Genomic DNA, 18889 nt, shown 5'->3' with positions numbered 1-18889 from the left:
ATGACCAACAACCGTCATGAACAGCTTGGCCTTTCCAATGAGGATGTTCTGCGCATGTACGAGACGATGCTGACTGCCCGAAGGCTCGATGAACGCATGTGGCTGCTGAACCGCTCAGGCAAGATCCCGTTCGTCATTTCCTGCCAGGGCCAGGAAGCTGCCCAGGTCGGCGCGGCATTCGCGCTTGATGCAGAAAAAGACTACATCGCCCCGTATTACCGGGACATGGGCGTCGTCCTCCATTTCGGCATGACGCCGAAGGATCTGATGCTGAGTGCCTTCGCAAAAGCCGAGGACCCGAACTCCGGCGGCCGGCAGATGCCGGGCCATTTTGGCCAGAAAAAGAACAGAATCCTCACAGGATCTTCCCCTGTTACGACACAACTGCCGCATGCGGTCGGAGTGGCACTGGCAGGCAAGATCAAGAAAAAAGATTTCATCACCTTCGTGACCCTGGGTGAAGGGTCTTCCAACCAGGGTGACTTCCATGAGGGGGCCAACTTCGCGGGTGTCCATAAACTTCCGACCATCATCATGGTCGAAAACAACAAGTACGCGATCTCGGTCCCACTCGAGAAACAGCTGGCCTGCGAAAATGTTTCAGATCGTGCGCCGGGTTACGGAATGCCTGGATTTACAGTAGACGGAACAGACCCGCTTGCCGTCTATCAAGTCGTCAAAGAAGCCGCCGACCGCGCACGTTCAGGTGAGGGCCCAACACTCGTCGAAACCATCTGCTACCGGCTGACTGCCCACTCGTCGGATGACGATCACCGTGCGTACCGCTCGGATGAAGACCTGAAGGCAGAGCGCGAGAAAGATCCGATACCGCGGTTTGCTGCTTATCTGAAGGAAGCTGGCGTTCTGGACGAGGAAACAGAGAAGGAAATGGAAGAACGCGTGAAGCAGACTGTCAATGAAGCGACGGACTATGCGGAAGCAGCTCCTTATGCAGAACCGGAAGAAGCGCTGAAATACGTGTATGCGGAACAAGGAGGGGATGAATAATGGCAGTACGTTCTTATATCGATGCCATTACGCTCGCGATGAAAGAAGAGATGGAGCGTGACGAAAACGTCTTCATCCTGGGCGAGGACGTCGGAAAAAAGGGCGGGGTCTTCAAGGCGACACAGGGGCTCTATGACCAGTTCGGGGAAGAGCGCGTCATTGATGCGCCGCTCGCCGAATCTGCAATCGCAGGGGTCGGAATCGGTGCGGCCATGTATGGCATGCGACCCATTGCTGAAATGCAGTTTGCAGACTTTATCATGCCGGCGGTCAACCAGATCATTTCGGAAGCGGCACGGATCCGTTACCGCTCAAATAATGACTGGCATTGCCCGATTGTCGTACGTGCCCCGTTCGGAGGCGGAGTCCACGGCGCACTCTATCATTCGCAGTCCGTGGAAGCGGTATTTGCCAACCAGCCGGGACTCAAGATTGTCATCCCTTCGACGCCTTACGATGCCAAAGGTCTTCTGAAGGCAGCTATCCGCGACGACGATCCGGTCCTGTTCTTCGAGCACAAACGTGCGTACCGGCTGATCAAAGGCGAAGTTCCGGACGAGGATTACACCATCCCGATCGGAAAAGCTGACATCAAGCGCGAAGGCGAAGACATCACGGTCATCACATACGGGCTGGCGGTGCATTTCGCTCTGCAGGCAGCCGAACGGCTAGCCGAAGACGGCATTTCCGCACATATCCTCGATCTCAGAACGGTTTATCCGCTAGACCGGGAAGCCATTGTCGAAGCTGCATCGAAGACGGGCAAAGTACTTCTTGTCACGGAAGACAACAAGGAAGGCAGCATCATGAGTGAAGTGGCGGCCATTATCGCCGAAGAGTGCCTGTTCGATCTGGATGCACCGATCCAGCGCCTTGCCGGCCCTGATGTCCCGGCGATGCCATATGCACCGACAATGGAAAAATACTTCATGATCAATCCGGACAAGGTCGAGAAAGCAATGCGCGATCTCGCGGAATTCTGATACGGACGGAGGGCTAACAAGTGGCGAAACAGACAATCACCATGCCCCAGCTGGGCGAAAGCGTGACAGAAGGCACCATCGAACGCTGGCTCGTGAAACCGGGTGACACGGTCGAGAAGTACGATCCGCTCGCCGAGGTCAATACGGACAAGGTGACGGCTGAAATCCCGTCATCCTTCTCAGGAACCATCAAGGAACTCCTCGCCGATGAAGGGGAAACACTCGAAGTCGGGGCAGCTGTCTGCACGATCGAGACAGAAGGCGGCGCATCGGCTGAAGCGGAAGCCGCACCCGCTGAAAGCGAACCTTCAAACGAGATGCCGGCTGCCGGCTCCGATCAGCCTGAAAAGCTGTCGGGGACCGGAGGGTCTTCCACTCCGGCCAAAGCCGATGCGTCAGGCGCGAGGTATTCACCCGCCGTGCTGCGACTTTCCCAGGAACATGGCATCGATCTTTCACAGGTCGAGGGTTCCGGCCGGGGCGGCAGGATCACCCGGAAGGATCTGACGCAGCTGATCGAGTCGGGGAATATTCCGAAGGAAGCAGATGTCCGGCAGCCTGAACCCGCAGAAGCCAATTCCGGGCAAGCAACACCTGAAGCTGCACCCGCACAGGCAAAACAGCCGGTGCGGCAGCCGGCGGGTGTCCAGACGGCCGCAGGGGACATCGAAATCCCGGTATCCGGTGTACGCCGCGCAATCGCGGGCAATATGCTGCGTTCCAAACAGGAAGCGCCGCATGCCTGGACAATGGTCGAAGTCGATGTGACGGGTCTCGTCCAGTACCGGGATTCCATCAAAAACGAGTTCAAAGGCAAGGAAGGCTTCGGCGTGACCTATTTCGCCTTCTTTGTGAAGGCGGTAGCCCAGGCACTAAAGGAATTCCCGATGATGAACTCCATGTGGGCGGGCGACAAGATCATCCAGAAAAAGGCGATCAACATCTCGATCGCAGTCGCAACCGAGGATGCCCTGTTCGTGCCGGTCATCAGGGATGCCGACGAAAAAACGATCAAAGGCATCGCACGGGAGATCAAGGAGCTGGCGGACAAGGTCCGGAGCGGCAAGCTGAAATCCGAGGAGATGCAAGGCGGCACGTTTACGGTAAACAACACCGGTTCATTCGGTTCTGTCCAGTCGATGGGAATCATCAACTATCCTCAGGCAGCGATCCTTCAGGTGGAATCGATCGTCAAGCGTCCGGTCATCATGGACGGCGGCATGTTCGCGGCGCGCGACATGGTCAACCTCTGCCTGTCACTTGACCACCGTGTTCTGGACGGCCTTGTTGCAGGACGGTTCCTCGCACGCGTCAAGGAGATTCTTGAGAATATTACAAGTGAGAATACGTCGGTCTACTGACCGTCTTGGCCGGGAAGCTTTCCGCTACCCGGCTTATTTTCTGTCCTGCAACAGAAAATAAGCGGATGAATCTGTATGATTTCGGTGGAATTTCGCTTGTTCAGGCAGGCATCACCATTGAATAGCATTTCAACTTTCAAGGCATCCGGTTCTCCGGTAGAATGAAAATAGGCACAATTCACAAAGGGGGAGAGCCATATGACGATCCACACGATGAAACAGACATCATTCGAACCGCCCGTCATCGGGGAGTGGCGGGAAACAGCCGAAGCTTCACTAAAAGGGAAACCGCTTGCATCGCTAGAAACCCGTACACCCGAAGGGATTATACTGAAGCCGCTTTATACGGCGAACGATATCCCCGAAGGACAGGAGGAGCGGCTTAACGCCATCCGCGGAGGAATCGGCCGGGCAGACTGGACCCTGCTTCAGGAAACTCCGGAAACGGAACCTGCCGCATACCTGGAAAAGACAAAATCGGCTCTGAGCAGGGGCAACGGGGCTGTCGTCTATACTGGCGGATGGGAAAAGGAAGCGGACAGCAAAGTCCTAGACGAGCTGTCAGCGCTCATCACCGAAGTGCCGGTGTACATCCGCTGCAGCCCGGACGATCCGTTCCTTTCTGTATTCGGCAGGGTGCCGGACGATCGCAGATCGCTTGTCACGGGCTATGCCGACGTGGAAAGGACAGCGGATCTTTCACGCCGTTTCCCGACACTGCGTACCATTGCCGTGGATACGGGTTCCGTACATATGAAAGGCGCAGATGCCGTGACGGAGCTTGCTGCAGCACTTTCCATGGCGGCCGAAATCGCAGAGGAAGAAGACGATTTCGGCGCATTGGCGAAGAAGCTGTTCTTTACCTTTGATGTGGACACCCACTTTTTCACGGAGGTTGCCAAGCTTCGCGCATTCCGCCTGCTGTTTAAGTCGTTTTCTGCTGCATATGGGGAACAGGAGCCGGCACAAGTTCCGGTTCTTGCCCGGACTTCACTCCGGACTTTCACGCTGGCCGATCCGTATGTCAACTTGCTCAGAAGCGGAAATGAAGCTTTTGCGGCCGCGATCGGCGGAGCGGATGGCATAATGGTCGCGCCTCTCGACAGCCTGACGGGAAGCACAGGTTTTTCCGAGCGCGTAGCGCGCAATGTCCAGCATATTCTCAAGGAGGAAGCCCATGCCGACCGGGTGCTTGACCCCGCCGGAGGCTCCTACTACATCGAATCTCTGACGGAATCACTTTACCGTGGTGCTTGGGAACTGTTCCTCCAATTTGAAGAACAGGGCGGCGTCAGCGCCCTCGCCGCAGACGGTGCACTTGACCGTCTGCTCGGAGAGAAAAAGGAAGCGCGCATCCGGAATTTTGCCGCGCGAAAAGAATCCCTGATCGGAACGAATATTTATGCGGACCCTGAAGAACAGGTGCAGCCGGCTTCAGGTGCAGATGAACCGAAAGGCCGGTTTGCCGAACCGTTTGAAGCGCTCCGATCAGCACTGCATGGAAGTACAGTCCATCTGATCCGTATCGGCACGCTTAAAGCGGTCAAGCCGGTCGCTGACTTCGCTGCGGGTGTGCTTGCTGTCGGCGGCATCCGTCCGGAGCTTTCTCCACTTTTTGAGACGGCTGAAGAAGCCCTGGGCTATCTGCAGTCGGAACAGCCACGCTATGCCATCCTCTGCGCACCGGGTGACCAGGCAGAGCAGTCTGTACGCAGAGTCCTGGAAGGCAAGCCTGCGGATACCATCCTTGATGCTGCGGGACGTTTTCCTGATGAGACTGCCGCATCACTCCGGGAAGCCGGACTCAATGGCTTCCACTACAGAGGACAGGATATTCTGGACAAGCTGACAGAAGTGAAAGGGATTCTTGAGGGGGGAACGCAGCGATGAACAAACCAGACTTTAAGAAAATCGACCCGGAAAAAGTCCTGAAAGGGAGTACACACCTGTCTCCGGAAGGAACACCTGCAGAATCCTATGAGGGAATCGGCATTCTGCCGGCTTATACGGGAAATGAACTGGAAGGGCTTGGCCATCTTTCCGACATGCCGGGTATCGCACCGAACACACGCGGTCCGTACCCGACGATGTATGTATCCCGCCCGTGGACCGTCCGTCAGTACGCCGGATTTTCTACGGCTGAAGAAAGTAATGCATTCTACCGCCGCAACCTGGCGATGGGCCAGAAAGGCCTGTCTGTTGCTTTTGACCTGGCGACACACCGTGGCTACGATTCCGACCACCCGCGTGTTTCTGGTGATGTCGGCAAAGCCGGGGTGGCCATCGACTCCGTCGAGGACATGAAGATTCTCTTTGACGGCATTCCATTGGACCAGATGTCTGTGTCGATGACGATGAATGGCGCAGTCATCCCTGTCATGGCCTTTTACATCGTAGCCGCCGAAGAACAGGGCGTCAGCCCGGAAAAGCTGGCCGGAACGATCCAGAACGACATCCTGAAGGAATACATGGTCCGGAACACTTACATTTATCCGCCGGAGATGTCGATGCGGATCATCGCGGATATTTTTGAATACACGTCGAAGCATATGCCAAAGTTCAACTCGATCTCAATCTCGGGCTATCATATGCAGGAAGCAGGCGCGACAGCGGACATCGAGCTCGCCTACACGCTCGCGGACGGGCTGGAATACGTCCGCACCGGCCTCAAGGCCGGGATCGACATCGATTCCTTTGCTCCCCGGCTCAGCTTTTTCTGGGCGATCGGCATGAACTACTTTATGGAAGTCGCGAAGATGCGGGCCGCGCGCCGCATCTGGGCACAGATGATGAAATCATTCGATCCGAAAAACCCGAAATCGCTGGCGCTCCGCACCCATTCACAGACTTCAGGCTGGAGCCTGACCGAACAGGATCCGTTCAACAATGTCACCCGTACACTGATCGAAGCGAACGCTGCGGCGATGGGCCATACCCAGTCCCTCCATACAAATGCGCTGGATGAAGCGATCGCCCTTCCGACGGACTTCTCCGCACGCATCGCCAGGAACACACAGCTGTTCCTGCAGGAAGAGACCCTGATGACGAACGTTATCGACCCGTGGGGCGGGTCTTACTACGTCGAAAAGCTGACGGGTGAGCTGATGGAGAGGGCGTGGGAGCTGATCGGGGAGATCGAGGAACTCGGGGGAATGGCTAAAGCGATCGAAACCGGCTTGCCGAAAATGAAGATCGAGGAAGCTGCGGCTCGGCGCCAGGCACAGATCGACTCCGGTGCGGAATCGATCATCGGCGTGAACAAATACCGGCCGGAACAGGAAGATCCGATTGAGATTCTCGACATCGATAACACAGAAGTGCGCCGCAAGCAGATCGAGCGCCTGGAGAAGATGAAAGCGGATCGCGACGATGCGGTTGTCCGCATGGCGCTCGATAAACTGTCGGAAGCCGCGCAAAACGGGGAAGGGAACCTTCTTGAACTTGCAGTCGACGCGGCACGCGCCCGGGCTTCGATCGGCGAAATCTCGGATGCCATCGAGAAAGCATCCGGACGGCACAAAGCCGTCATCCGGTCGATCAGCGGTGTATACAGTTCCAACTTCTCCGATACTGAAGCGATCGAGGAAGTAAAAACAATGGCAGGCGAATTTCTTGAGAATGAAGGCCGCAGGCCGCGGATCATGGTCGCGAAGATGGGCCAGGACGGACATGATCGCGGCGCCAAAGTAGTCGCGACCGCTTTTGCCGACCTCGGGTTCGACGTCGATATCGGTCCGCTTTTCCAGACGCCGGCCGAGACGGCTCTTCAGGCGGCAGAAAATGACGTGCATGCAGTCGGCGTAAGCTCGCTTGCCGCGGGTCATAAGACGCTGATCCCTGAATTGCTGGAGGAGCTCAGGAAACTTGGGCGAGAGGACATCGTCGTGTTTGCCGGCGGTGTCATCCCGGCCAAGGACTACGACTTCCTTTACGAGGCGGGGGTTGCCGCCATCTTCGGGCCGGGCACCGTCATCCCGGTATCCGCACAGAAAGTCATCGAAGCCATCTACAGCAAGCTCGGCTATGAGGAAGCCGTCGATTGACGGAACGGGAAAAACAGGCCCGCATGCGGACCGAAGGCGGCGTTCCGCCGCATGACGGCATGTCCGCGGGTCCGAGAAAGCGATTTGTCAAAAAACGGCGGCCCGTTCCTGCGGAAGATCTGGAAAAAGAGATCAGGACCGGATCCAGGCTGGCGCTTGCAAAGGGCATCACCCTTCTGGAAAGCCGGTCGCCGGAAGACCGCAAGGATGCACAGGAACTCCTCCTCGGCCTGTTTCCGGATTCCGGGAATAGTGTCAGGATCGGCATCACGGGGGTGCCCGGTGCCGGGAAGAGCACGTTCATCGAAGCATTCGGCCTCATGCTTGCCGAAGCCGGCCACAAGGTGGCGGTGCTCGCGATCGATCCCAGCTCCACCGTCACTGGCGGCAGCATTCTCGGAGACAAAACGAGGATGGAGGAATTGGCCCGCCATCCGAACGCGTTTATCCGCCCGTCGCCTTCCTCCGGCACACTCGGAGGTGTTCACCGGAAGACGAGGGAGACGATGCTGCTGTGCGAAGCTGCGGGCTATGATGTCATCCTCATCGAAACGGTCGGAGTGGGGCAGAGTGAAACATCGGTCAGGGGGATGGCGGACTTTTTCCTCCTTCTCGTGCTGACCGGTGCCGGTGATGAATTGCAGGGAGTCAAAAAAGGCATCATGGAGCTTGCGGACGGCATCATCGTCCATAAGGCGGACGGCGACAACATCATTCCGGCAAAGCGGACAGCGAGGGAGTACAAACAGTTTCTCCACATGCTGCAGCCGGCCACTCCGGGGTGGCAGACAACCGTCCATCCCGTATCCTCGCTTGCCGGGACCGGATTGGATGACGTCTGGGAGACAATTCTCGGCTTTCGTGACAGCATGTACGGATCAGGTGAATGGGACAAAAGGCGCCGTGACCAGCTAAGGGCGTGGTTCCGCCAGTCGATTGAGGACCGGCTGATTGATACGTTCTTTGCGTCAGAGGGCAGAAAAGAACAGGTCGGTGTCCTCGAGAGGCGTATTCTTGACGGCCGGCTCACAGTGACCGCAGCGGTTGAGGAATTATTCCGCGACTGAGACTCCGGTTTTGCAGGAAAGGTCCCGACCTGTTATGATTTTCTTGGATAAACCGAAAGGGGATGCAGTCATGAACATGGATATGAACCTGTTTATGCAAGATATGATCCGCCAGGCGCGGAGCGAGATGGAAGCCTCCGGCTACGAACAGCTGAAGACTCCGGAAGAAGTGGATTCGGCGATCAACCGTGAAGGGACGACGCTGTTCATGGTCAACTCTGTGTGCGGATGCGCAGGCGGAATCGCCCGTCCGGCAGCCATGCATGCCGTCCATTACGACAAGCGCCCGGACAGCCTGGTGACAGTATTCGCCGGACAGGACAAGGACGCAACGGCACAGGCGCGCATGCACTTCGGTGACGATCACCTTCCGTCTTCGCCGTCATTCGTGCTTGTGAAGGACGGGAAAGTTGTCGGCGAAGTGCCCCGCCACGAGATCGAGGGCCACGACCCGATGTCTGTCGTCGTCAATCTTCAGGGCATGTTCGAGGAATATTGCAAGGAAGTCTGATCTGAACAAAAGCGCAAGCGCCCGCTTAGCAATGTACAAACTGGAGCCCTTCGCAATGAGATAAAGGAAACACGGCGAGGAACGGGCCGATGTTGACTTATCGCAGTGGAGAAGGGTGAAGTTTGCCAGTTGCTGGGCGCTGAAGCTAGCCGGAACAAAAGCGCAGCGCCCGCTTAGCAACGTACAAACTGGAACCCTTCGCAATGAGATAAAGGAAACAAGGCGCGGAACGGGCCGATGTTGACTTATCGCAGCGGAGAAGGGTGAAGTTTGCCAGTTGCTGGGCGCTGGAGCTAGCCGTGGCCGACACGGGAATAATCATGAAATTTTTTAAGTAACAAAAATCGCAGCAGCCGTTTGACGGCGCTGCGATTTTTTGTATTTAGTTTCCTGTAGTCAGATGAACAGGCTGAGTCCCATGGCGATGGTTGACAGAAGCATCAGTGCGACCATGGTATAGATTACGATTTTCTGAAATTTTTTATTGCTCAATTTTATTCTGGCTCCTTCACTGCTGATGGCTTTATTTTAATGATTTTTGGTCGTTTGCGCAATATATAGAGTTTTGCGCCCTGAAACGGTACAATTGTAATCGGATACATAACAAAGGGGGCAAGGGAAATGGAGAAGGTCGACCATATCGGCATCGCGGTTAAAGACCTCGATGCCGTCCTTCCATATTACACGGACACGCTCGGAATTCCGCTCATCGGAATCGAGGAAGTGCCCACACAGGGATTGAAGGTGGCATTCCTGAACGCCGGAAACGTGAAGCTGGAGCTGCTGGAGCCGGTGTCTGACACAAGCGCCGTCGCCAAGTTCATCGAAAAGCGTGGAGAAGGCGTCCACCATATTGCGTTCGGCGTGACGGGTATCCGGGAGAGGATGGAAGAGCTCCGTGAGCATGGCGTCCGCCTGCTGTCGGATGGTCCGGTTCCCGGGGCCGGCGGTGCCCAGGTGGCGTTCATGCACCCCAAATCCTCATACGGCGTTCTCTATGAACTGTGCGACAAATCCGGAGACCAGGAGTGATATTTCATCATGGATATTTATGACAAAATCAATGAATTGTATGACCGGAAACGTGAAATCGAACTCGGCGGCGGGGATGACAAAATAGACCGGCAGCACGAAAAGGGGAAACTGACCGCACGCGAGCGCATCGATCTGCTGCTTGACGAGGGGACGTTCGTCGAACTGAATCCGTTTGTCACACACCGGAACCAGGACTTCGGCATGGATAAGATGAAGGGCCCGGGAGACGGCGTCGTGACCGGCTACGGCAAAGTGAACGGCCGTCCCGTCTATCTGTTCTCCCAGGACTTCACCGTCTTCGGGGGCGCACTCGGTGAGATGCATGCGATGAAGATTGCGAATGTGATGGATCTTGCTGCGAAAAACGGTGCCCCGTTCATCGGGCTGAACGACTCCGGCGGAGCGAGGATCCAGGAAGGCGTCGTCTCACTGGACGGCTACGGGGATATCTTCTACAGGAATGCTATCTATTCCGGCGTCATTCCCCAGATTTCCGTCATCCTCGGTCCTTGCGCAGGCGGTGCCGTTTACTCGCCGGCCATTACAGACTTCGTCTTTATGACGGATCAGACAAGCCAGATGTTCATCACAGGTCCTAAAGTCATCGAGACTGTTACTGGAGAGAAGATTTCCTCCGAGGACCTTGGCGGCTCAAAAGTACATAACGCTATCAGCGGCAATGCCCATTTCCGCGCGGCAAGCGAAGAGGAAGTCCTTACAGACGTGCGCAGGCTCCTCTCCTATCTCCCGCAGAACAATGAAGAGATGCCGCCACGCCTCGACGGCGGCACGGACGCAGATGACCGTCCGGACCTTGCGGATATTGTCCCGTTTGAGACAATCCGCCCGTATGATGTCCGGAAAGTGATTGACCAGGTCGTCGATGCGGATTCGTTCATGGAAGTCCAGCCTGAATTTGCGCGTAACATCGTAGTCGGACTCGCCCGCATCAAGGGAGAGTCAGTCGGACTCGTGTGCAACCAGCCAAAAGTCATGGCAGGCGGCCTTGATATCGACTCATCGGATAAAGCGGCACGGTTTATCCGTTTCTGCGACTCGTTCAATATCCCGATCATCACATTCGAGGACGTGACCGGCTTCTTCCCGGGCATCAAGCAGGAGCACGGGGGCATCATCCGCCACGGCGCGAAGATCCTTTACGCCTACTCGGAAGCGACTGTTCCAAAAATGACAGTCATTCTCCGGAAGGCATACGGGGGCGCTTACGTTGCGCTCAACTCGAAATCGATCGGTGCTGACATCGTGTACGCCTGGCCAAATGCGGAAATCGCTGTCATGGGCCCTCAGGGCGCTGCGAACATCATATTCGCCAGGGAGATTGCCAATAGCGATGATCCTGAGGCGACACGCGCAGCGAAAATCGACGAGTACAAAGAGAAATTCGCCAACCCATATGTCGCGGCAAGCCACGGCATGGTTGACGATGTCATTGATCCGCGAGAGACCAGGATCAAGCTGATCCAGGCGCTCGAGATGATGCGGAACAAGAAAGAAGATCGTCCAAAGAAAAAACACGGCAACATTCCGCTATAATGGATACAGGAAGCGCACCGGATTTTTGCGGTGCGCTTTCGGATTTGACAGGAGGCATGCTGTATGACAAACAAACGGCTGATCAATGAATTCATGGAGCTCGTCCAGATCGACTCAGAAACGAAGCATGAAGGGGAGATCGTCGGCATCCTGAAAGAGAAAATGGAAGACCTCGGTTTTGATGTTAAGGAAGACGATTCCGCAGCGCGTTCAGGACATGGGGCAGGCAACCTGATCGCGACGAAAAAAGGCAGCGCAGATGGTGCGGATGCCATTTACTTTACCTGCCATATGGATACGGTGGTGCCCGGCAAGGGGATCAAGCCGGTGCTGAAGGAAGACGGCTATATCTATTCGGACGGCACGACCATCCTCGGCGCGGATGACAAAGCCGGGATTGCCGCATTGTTCGAGATGATGCGCCGCATCAGCGAAGAGGGTACCCCGCATGGTGACATCCAGTTTATCATTACAGCAGGGGAAGAAAGCGGCCTGCGCGGAGCAAAAGAGCTGGATCCGGCAGCGATCCGGGCGGATTATGGCTACGCAGTAGACTCCGACGGCAAAGTCGGCGGCATTGTGACGGCGGCTCCTTTCCAGGCAAAGCTGAAAACAACCGTACGCGGCAAGACCGCCCATGCCGGCGTGGCTCCGGAAAAAGGTGTTTCCGCAATTACCATCGCGTCCAAATCAATCGCCAACATGTCTCTTGGGCGAATCGATTCCGAGACGACGGCGAACATCGGCCGCTTCGAAGGCGGTCAGGCGACGAACATTGTATGTGACGAGGTGCATATCCTGTCCGAGGCGCGGTCCATCAACAAAGACAAACTCGACGAGCAGGCCGCCCACATGGTCCGCACGTTCGAACGCCAGGCAAGCCTGATGGGCGGCTCAGCCGAGACGGACGTCCAGCTGATGTATCCCGGCTTCTCGCTTGGTGAGGAAGATCAGGTCGTGAAGACGGCGATGGACGCGATCCGGCGAATCGGCCGTGAGCCCAAGCTCATGACAAGCGGCGGAGGCAGCGACGGCAACATCTTCAACGGCTTCGGTGTCCCGACCGTCACACTTTCTGTCGGATACGAGGAGATCCATACGACGAACGAGCGCATGCCGGTCGAAGAGCTGGAGAAACTTTCCGACCTGCTTGTCGAAATCGTGAAAACTGCAGCTAAGCAGTAAGGATCTGCGATCAGCCAGACTTCGGACTTGGAGACATAGGTTCGGACTTACGTTTGAGAATTCGGACTTAGGTTCGCGAAATCGGACTTAGAAGCATCGTATCGGACTTACAATCCGGATTTCGGACTTACGGCCTGAATAGCGGACTTAGCCGGACAGACAACTGATTTCACTGCCAAAGACGGGCCCTCGCGCCCGTCTTTTTCCTTTTTCGGCCGGCCGTTGATATAATGGAGACAGCATGACACACCGGAGCGATGAACATGATTGAAAGCAAGCCGAAAAAAGGCAGGATCATTTTCCATATCGACATGAACAGCTTTTTCGCATCTGTCGAGCAGGCACATGATCCTTCATTGAAGGGAAAACCGGTGGCGGTTGCCGGGAATCCGAAAGAGCGCAAGGGCATCGTGGTCACTTGTTCATACGAAGCAAGGGCGCACGGTGTCTATACAACCATGCCGGTCTGGGAAGCCCGCCGCAAATGTCCGGAACTCATCGTGATCCCGCCGGACCATAACCGTTACCGTGACGCCTCGGATGCAATGTTCAGCCTGCTCCGGACTTATACGGAACTGGTTGAGCCGGTGTCGATCGACGAAGGATATTTGGACGTGTCGGATGTGGAATGGCCGGGAAATGCTGTCGGGCTTTCGGAAGAGATGCAGCGCAGGATCCTGACAGAACTGGATCTGCCGTGCTCGATCGGGATTGCACCGAACAAATTCCTTGCCAAGACGGCATCCGACATGAAAAAGCCGATGGGGATCACGATTCTCAGGAAACGCGATGTGCCATCCGTCCTTTGGCCCCTTCCGGTCATCGAAATGCATGGCATCGGGAAAAGCACCGAAGAAAAACTCCAATCACTTAAAATCAGAACGATCGGTGATCTGGCTGCGGCACCCGAAGGCTTTCTTAAGGAGAATCTCGGTAAACGGGGACTCCATCTGAAGCGCCGCGCGAACGGCATTGATTCGCGCCCGGTTGACCCGGAATCTGTCCATGAACGAAAAAGTGTCGGCGGGTCCGTGACGCTTCCCGTCGATGAGACCGATCCGGCCGAACTAAAGAAGACGCTCCGCAAGTTATCGGAAAAAGTGGCCCTCCGCCTTGACCGCCGCGAACTCGCTGGTGATCTCGTGACCATTCAGATCCGTGACGCGGACTGGGTGAACCACTCGCGAAGCAGGACACTTACGAATGCTATCCATACGGCTGACGCCATCTGCAGGGAGGCGGAGCTGCTGTTTGACCGGCATTACGGCGGGCAGCCGGTGCGCCTTCTCGGGGTTACCATCGGCCGGGTCATCGACCGCTCCGAGACGACAGAGCAGCTGTCGATCTTCAACTACGAAAAACACGCAAAAGAAGAGCCGGTCCTGAAAATGATCGGCGAGCTGGAGTCGAAGTTCGGAAAAGGAACTGTTACAAAAGGGTTTTCCGGACCGAAATCCGGCGGAAGGCAGGGTTGACATGCAGATACAATTTCTAGGGACGGGCGCGGGCATGCCGTCCAAACAACGGAACACGAGCGCACTTGCACTGAAGCTTCTTGAGGAGCGCGGCAGCTTCTGGCTGTTTGACTGTGGGGAGGCTGCGCAGCACCGCATGCTGCACACAACGCTGAAACCGCGGAAACTGGACAAGATCTTCATCACGCATCTTCATGGGGACCATATCTTCGGGCTTCCTGGCATGCTCGGTTCAAGAGGATTCCTGGGGGGATCCGGACGGCTTGACCTGTACGGCCCCAAAGGATTGCAGGAATGGATCGAGGTGACCCTCCGGATCAGCCGGACCCATCTCAACTATGAACTGGCTGTCCATGAAGTGGAAGCCGGTACGGTCTTTGAGGATGATTCCTTCACTGTCCGGGCGCTTCCGCTTGATCACGTGATGCCATGCTTCGGCTACCGTATTGAGCAAAAACCGCTGCCCGGAAAACTTCTCGTGGACCGTGCAATTGAAGCTGGCGTTCCGAAGGGGCCGCTGCTGCGCGAGCTGAAAGAAGGCAGGGACATTGCTCTCGAAGACGGAACAGTTGTCAGAAGCCTGGAGGTCACCGGCCCGCCGCAACCGGGATTCACTGTTGCCGTCCTGGGCGACACCCGGTTCACGGACAATGCCGTTGAACTTTCATGGGATGCGGATATCGTGATTCATGAAGCGACGTTCGACAAAGAGTCAGCCCATCTGGCAGGGCCTTACGGTCATTCCACGATCATGGATGCCGCAAAAACAGCACGGGAGGCGGGGGCCCGGTCACTGATCGCCAATCATATCAGCGCCCGGTTCCTTCCCGAGGATGCCGGACACTTGGCAGCTGAGGCGGAAGAGATTTTCCCGCAAGTAGCAATTGCGGAGGATCTTGCTGAATATGAATGGAAAAACGGGATGCTGAGACGGATTAATCCATAATAAAAAACGCGGGCAGTGGAGGAACACCTCCTGCCCGCGTTTTTATAGTCGAAAAATACCCGGTTCCGATTGAAGGGAACGGGTGATTTATGGTATGGTTGTATAGATGTCATCAAGAGCGAAGGGATATATATACTTATCCTAATTTAATTATAATACGGCATCAGTCAACAAGTCAAGCCTTTACACTATTTTTCAGGGAGGTTTGCCATGAACCGCGAACTCAGGTACGAACAGGACCGTGTGAATCTTGTAATGGGCACCATTTCCAAGGAAATCGGAAAGCTGGAAACAGAAACAGCCAGGCGCAAAGGTGAGGTCATCCAGATCAGGAGGCACTTCTGGGATGAAGTGAAGGTGAATACCGACACATTCGATGATTACCTGGAGACCATCATCGGCCTGCGCCAGGAAGCCCAGGCACTTTCCGTCAGTGAAGGCTCCCATAGGCATGCATCCCAGCGTCTGAAGGTGCTTCAAAGAATGAAGGAATCTCCCTATTTTGGCCGGATTGACTTTACCGAGAGCGGTGAATCGGCACCGGAATCTTTTTATATCGGAATTTCATCTCTTACTGATGAAGACGGAGAAGATTTTCTGGTCTACGACTGGAGGGCACCGGTCTCGAGCGTCTACTATGACTGCCAGCCGGGCCCGGCTGAATATTCAACTCCCGGTGGTGCAGTGCACGGCCAACTGGACGGAAAATGGCAGTATCTCATCCGGGATGGCGTCCTTCAATCCATGTTCGATACGAGTCTCACCATCGGGGATGAAATCCTCCAGGAAGTGCTCGGCAAACAATCCGACAAACAGATGCATAGCATCGTTGCGACCATTCAGCAGGACCAAAACCGGATCATCCGGCATGATCATGGCAGATTGCTGATCGTTCATGGCGCTGCAGGAAGCGGTAAGACATCGGCCGCCCTGCAGCGGATCGCCTACCTGCTTTATAAATACAGGGACCAGCTGAACGCAGATCAGATTATTCTTTTTTCTCCGAACACGATGTTCAGCAGTTACGTGTCCAACGTTCTGCCGGAGCTCGGCGAAGAAAATATGCAGCAGGTCACTTTCCAGGACTATCTGGAACACCGGCTGGGCGATGAGTTCGACGTTGAAACTTCCTACGGTCAATTGGAGTCCGTTCTGAGTATGGGAGATGCAGATGCCAAAAGTCTGAGGGTGCAGAGCATTCGATTCAAATCAGCTGTCCGTTTTATCGAGGTAATCAAATCCTACAGCGAATCGCTGGAATCGTCGGGAATGCGCTTCAGGGATGTGACTTTCAGAGGGCGGCCGATCATTACGGCTGAACAGATGGCAGAGCGGTTCTACAGTCTGGACCCTGCTCTCCGCGTGCATAACCGGTTGGATAAGCTGAAGGAATGGCTGCTTGGAGAGCTGAAGAACCTCCAGAAAGCCGAATGGAAAAAGCCGTGGGTCCAGGATGAAATCGAGCTTTTAAGTGAAGATGCCTATCACAAGGCTCACCGTTATCTTGCCGGAAAACGGGGCTACACAAAAGAAGCCGTCGCCGACTATGAAATGGAGCCCGAAGCGCTGGCGCGATTGGTCGTCCACCAGAAGATGAAGCCACACCGACGCAAGATCCGTGAATATCAGTTCGTCGATTACAAAGCGATGTATGGTCAGCTGTTTGAAGAACCTTCACAGATTGGCCGGTGGACCAATGGGGAGACACCTGTGGAATGGGGGGCCATTTGCCGGATGACAACCGATGTGTTGAAGGCGGGCCGGCTCTTCCATGAGGACGCAACCCCTTACTTGTTTTTAAAGGAACTAATCCTCGGTTTCCAGTCAAACAGCTCAATCAGGCATGTCGTCATTGATGAGGCCCAGGACTATTCACCGTTTCAGTTTGAGTTTCTGAAGCGACTGTTTCCTTCAGCGAAGATGACGGTGCTTGGTGACTTTAATCAGGCGATTTATTCCCATGCCGACGGGCGGACGGACTTTAGCGCATTGTCCGGATTATACGGACCTGATCAGACAGAAGTGGTCAATCTGACCCGGAGTTACCGGTCCACAAGGCCGATCATCGAATTTACCAAGAAGCTGATTCCCCATGGCGAAAACATCATTCCCTTTGACCGTGATGGCGTTTGGCCATCGCTGGAGCAGGTCGGTGATTTTGAGGATTTGCACAGCCGCATCATCCTGAAAATCCATGAATTGCGGCGCCAGGGGCATCAAAGTATAGCTGTGATCTGCCAATCTGCCGCGGAAAGCCTGAATGCATACAGATCCCTATCCGGCATCGATGGGCTTAAACTCATCAAGAGCGGAACTGGGGAATACGAGCAGGGAACGGTCGTCATCCCATCCTATCTGTCCAAAGGGATCGAATTTGATGCGGTGATTATTTATAATGCTTCACGGGATGTCTATGGCGACGAAAGTGTGCGGAGGCTTTTCTACACAGCTTGTACCAGAGCCATGCACATCCTGCACCTATACAGTGTCGGGAAGACGAGTCCGTTCCTTGAGGAAGCGCTGCAGGAAGGCGCCCTGCAGGTCTGATTCCCTCAGCGGAACCTTCCGTCATATCCCCTCCATTAAAAAACGTGATCCGGGCCAATAGCGGGGATCACGTTTTTGCTTTGCTTGGCCGGTTTTGGCCAGACACTATGATGTCGTTTATCAGTTCCAGCCGCGTCCGTACTGGACAGGTGCCTGAATTTCTGCTCCAAGTTCCTTTGCAGCGCGCCTCGGCCAGTAAGGATCACGCAGCAGTTCCCGCCCGAGAAGGACGAGGTCCGCGCGTCCGTTCTGGACGATTTCCTCGGCATGCGCCGGTTCCTCGATCAGCCCGACCGCACCGGTCATGACGTCTGTGCCGTTCCGGACGGTCTCCGAGAACGGGACCTGGTAGCCGGGGTATGCGCTGATCCGTGCCGGAACGACCGCGCCCGAGCTTACATCGATGAGGTCGACGCCCTGTTCCTTCATCCATGCCGCCATCTGGACATAGTCTTCGGGCGTCATCCCGCCGTCGGTGTAGTCGCTTGCGGAGATTCGGACGAAGAGGGGACCGTCCCACACTTCGCGCACGGCATCGATGGTTTCCCGCACGATGCGGTAGCGATTATCTGCGCTTCCGCCATAGCGGTCTGTCCGTCTGTTCGACAGCGGGGACAAAAACTCATTGAGCAGATAGCCGTGGGCGCCGTGGAGCTCGATCACATCAAAGCCCGCTTCCTTCGCACGCACTGCCGCATCACGAAATGCCGTTACGGTCTTTTTGATATCATTTTCGGTCATTTCCTTCGGTGTCTTATAGCGGTCGCTGAACGCGATGGCGGAAGGGGCGAAGATATCCCCGTCGGTCTCCGATTTTCGTCCGGCATGGGCCAGCTGGATGCCGGCCGCAGCCCCGTGCTGCCTGATCAGGCTGGTGAGATGCTTCAGCCCTTCGACATGGCCGTCCTCCCAGATGCCCAGATCTTCATTCGAGATCCGTCCTTCAGGCTGGACCGCAGTCGCTTCAACGATAAGAAGTCCTGCTCCGCCGACGGCACGCGACGGATAATGGACGAGGTGCCAGTCCTGGACTTTTCCGTCCTGTTCCGGACAGGAATACATGCACATCGGTGACATGACGATCCGGTTGCGGAGCGTCACGCCCCTGATTTCAAGCGGTTCAAACAGCTTTGCCATCCAATCACCCTTTTCCGATAGAATTCGTTTCCATTCT

The 18889-nt window shown here is 55.6% G+C and carries 15 protein-coding genes; 13 read left to right on the top strand and 2 right to left on the bottom strand.

What is annotated here, in order from left to right; translation table 11 throughout:
• The 7 genes from BMX91_RS06020 (at nt 1) to BMX91_RS05990 (ending at nt 8973) form a co-directional block, all read left to right on the top strand.
• Nucleotides 1–1008, top strand: coding sequence for a thiamine pyrophosphate-dependent dehydrogenase E1 component subunit alpha (locus tag BMX91_RS06020; protein ID WP_092051103.1), 1008 nt, complete (start codon nt 1–3; stop codon nt 1006–1008).
• Nucleotides 1008–1991 (top strand): alpha-ketoacid dehydrogenase subunit beta, encoded by a 984-nt coding sequence (locus tag BMX91_RS06015; protein ID WP_092051101.1) that lies wholly within the window; start codon nt 1008–1010, stop codon nt 1989–1991. Before BMX91_RS06020 ends, BMX91_RS06015 begins: the two co-directional genes overlap by 1 nt.
• A 20-nt stretch (nt 1992–2011) precedes the next feature.
• Nucleotides 2012–3352 carry a dihydrolipoamide acetyltransferase family protein gene (locus BMX91_RS06010; RefSeq protein ID WP_092051100.1) on the top strand — a complete coding sequence of 447 codons (1341 nt, stop codon included), beginning with the start codon at nt 2012–2014 and terminating at the stop codon, nt 3350–3352.
• Between the two features lie 198 nt (nt 3353–3550).
• Entirely contained in the window at nt 3551–5242 is a 1692-nt protein-coding gene (locus BMX91_RS06005; protein ID WP_092051098.1) for a methylmalonyl-CoA mutase family protein, read from the top strand.
• On the top strand, nt 5239–7395 hold the full coding sequence (gene scpA / locus BMX91_RS06000) for a methylmalonyl-CoA mutase (protein ID WP_092051097.1): 2157 nt from the start codon (nt 5239–5241) through the stop codon (nt 7393–7395). Before BMX91_RS06005 ends, scpA begins: the two co-directional genes overlap by 4 nt.
• Nucleotides 7396–7418: 23 nt before the next feature.
• Nucleotides 7419–8462: a methylmalonyl Co-A mutase-associated GTPase MeaB gene (meaB, locus tag BMX91_RS05995; protein WP_177168322.1), complete on the top strand. Its 1044-nt coding sequence runs from the start codon at nt 7419–7421 to the stop codon at nt 8460–8462.
• 70 nt (nt 8463–8532) lie between these two features.
• Entirely contained in the window at nt 8533–8973 is a 441-nt protein-coding gene (locus tag BMX91_RS05990; RefSeq protein WP_092052110.1) for a BrxA/BrxB family bacilliredoxin, read from the top strand.
• A 396-nt stretch (nt 8974–9369) separates the two neighbouring features.
• On the opposite strand, the gene prli42 is transcribed toward BMX91_RS05990, so the two are convergent.
• On the bottom strand, nt 9370–9465 hold the full coding sequence (gene prli42, locus BMX91_RS15720; protein ID WP_157295552.1) for a stressosome-associated protein Prli42: 96 nt from the start codon (nt 9463–9465) through the stop codon (nt 9370–9372).
• A gap of 129 nt (nt 9466–9594) precedes the next feature.
• On the opposite strand from prli42, the gene mce reads away from it, so the two are divergent.
• The 6 genes from mce to helD all read left to right on the top strand — a co-directional run bounded on the left by mce (nt 9595) and on the right by helD (nt 17715).
• Nucleotides 9595–10005, top strand: coding sequence for a methylmalonyl-CoA epimerase (gene mce / locus BMX91_RS05985; RefSeq protein ID WP_092051092.1), 411 nt, complete (start codon nt 9595–9597; stop codon nt 10003–10005).
• A 9-nt stretch (nt 10006–10014) separates the two neighbouring features.
• Nucleotides 10015–11562, top strand: coding sequence for an acyl-CoA carboxylase subunit beta (locus tag BMX91_RS05980; protein ID WP_092051090.1), 1548 nt, complete (start codon nt 10015–10017; stop codon nt 11560–11562).
• Between the two features lie 63 nt (nt 11563–11625).
• Nucleotides 11626–12747 carry a M20/M25/M40 family metallo-hydrolase gene (locus BMX91_RS05975; RefSeq protein ID WP_092051087.1) on the top strand — a complete coding sequence of 374 codons (1122 nt, stop codon included), beginning with the start codon at nt 11626–11628 and terminating at the stop codon, nt 12745–12747.
• A gap of 263 nt (nt 12748–13010) precedes the next feature.
• Nucleotides 13011–14222: a DNA polymerase IV gene (locus tag BMX91_RS05970; RefSeq protein ID WP_092051086.1), complete on the top strand. Its 1212-nt coding sequence runs from the start codon at nt 13011–13013 to the stop codon at nt 14220–14222.
• Nucleotide 14223: 1 nt separating this feature from the next.
• Nucleotides 14224–15168, top strand: coding sequence for a ribonuclease Z (gene rnz / locus BMX91_RS05965; RefSeq protein ID WP_092051084.1), 945 nt, complete (start codon nt 14224–14226; stop codon nt 15166–15168).
• A gap of 210 nt (nt 15169–15378) precedes the next feature.
• A complete protein-coding gene (gene helD / locus BMX91_RS05960) occupies nt 15379–17715 on the top strand; it encodes an RNA polymerase recycling motor HelD (RefSeq protein WP_092051082.1) in 2337 nt (778 codons plus the stop codon).
• Nucleotides 17716–17835: 120 nt separating this feature from the next.
• Here helD and namA read toward each other — a convergent pair whose 3' ends face one another.
• A complete protein-coding gene (namA, locus tag BMX91_RS05955) occupies nt 17836–18852 on the bottom strand; it encodes an NADPH dehydrogenase NamA (protein WP_092051080.1) in 1017 nt (338 codons plus the stop codon).
• Between the last annotated feature and the right edge of the window lie 37 nt (nt 18853–18889).

Origin of the sequence: Bhargavaea ginsengi, assembly GCF_900109165.1 — a bacterium.
Lineage (GTDB): Bacteria > Bacillota > Bacilli > Bacillales_A > Planococcaceae > Bhargavaea > Bhargavaea ginsengi.
Note: the sequence above shows the minus strand (reverse complement) of the source record. Positions and strands in the feature narration are given on the sequence as shown.